Source organism: Catenulispora pinistramenti (genome assembly GCF_018274385.1).
GTDB classification, from domain to species: Bacteria; Actinomycetota; Actinomycetes; order Streptomycetales; family Catenulisporaceae; genus Catenulispora; species Catenulispora pinistramenti.
Genome location: NZ_JAAFYZ010000489.1, coordinates 1 through 1,188 on the forward strand (window position 1 = coordinate 1; position 1,188 = coordinate 1,188).

A 1,188-nucleotide genomic window follows, 5' to 3' on the forward strand; every position below is an offset into this window, starting at 1 on the left:
GGGGTGGGGAGGTCATCGTCGCCGCGGCCGGGAGTGCGTGCTTTGCGTGCGCGACCGGGGGTGTGCGGGCCGATCTGCGGGAGACCGGGAGTGGGGACGTCGCCGCGCGGACCGACTACGGGACCGGGCGGCTGGTGGCGGAGCCGGGGCTGCTCGCGGATGTGCACCAGGTGGCGGCGGTGGCGGCGAAGGCCGCGCTCGGGTTGTTGCACGCGCCCGACGATGATGCCGCTGCCGCCCGGTTCGCGTACGGCATCCTCAAGGCCGGCACCACGTATGCGGTCTTCGGGCACGAGCCCGACTACTGGATCTTCGCCGACCTGATGCGCTCGACGCCGGCCCAGTACGCGTACCAGTCATTGTGGTTGTCGGTCACGAGCCGCGACGATTGCCCGGTGTGTGGTGAGGTCGCGGGGCGGACGGATCCGTCGGCTTACCGGGAACCGGACGTCGATCTCATCAGGGCACTGAAGGACGCTGAATGAGCGCCTTGTATCCGGCCCCCTCCCCCATCGCCACGACCTGGCTCGCGACGTTGCGCACGACCCTCGCCAGACTTGCCGATCAGGTGCGGCCGGGGCCACCGATCGACGCGGAAACCCTTGCCGCACACCTGGAATCCGAGTCGCCGGAAGCCGCGGAGCTCGGCGGCGAGTTGCGGGCGACGCTGCGGGGATTCGCGTCGGTCATCAGCGGGCTGACGGTGGTGTTCAGGCTGGCGCCGACGACGATGCTCATCGCGCTCGGGCGGGGTGAGGAGATCGGGGAAGTCGATCCGGTGGTCGCGGCGGCGGTGGACGAGGTGGAGGAAGTTAGAGCACTGATATCGTCCGGAACAGTGACCATCGCGAAGGACGGTCGCTCGACCACGCTCATCGCCGCGACGACGGTGGCGGGGCCGACGGGACCGCTCCGCATCGCATGGCCTGACCGCGACGATGTCTGGCTCTGTGCGGTTCAGGCCGCTGCGAGTCCGGCGCTGACGGCTCGGGCCGCGTTGGAGAGGATCTTGCCGCAGGCCGGTGTCGGTCGAGCGCACATCCGAATCGCCCCCGGCGGCTGGACAGAAGAACCCGAGCATTACGGCCGCCCAGAACACCCCGAACAGCCAGAGCAGCCAGAGCAGCCAGAGCAGCCAGACCGCGAGGAAACCAGAACCCACACCACCCCGCCCAGGCCGCCCACAGC

Annotated in this window: 2 pseudogenes; both read left to right on the top strand. The window is 69.9% G+C overall.

Features of this window, described 5'->3' with window-relative positions:
* Positions 1–485, top strand: a pseudogene (locus KGQ19_RS48665) (ThiF family adenylyltransferase); the annotation flags it as partial.
* Positions 482–1,188: pseudogene (locus KGQ19_RS48670) on the top strand (hypothetical protein); the annotation flags it as partial. The pseudogenes KGQ19_RS48665 and KGQ19_RS48670, both read left to right, overlap by 4 nt.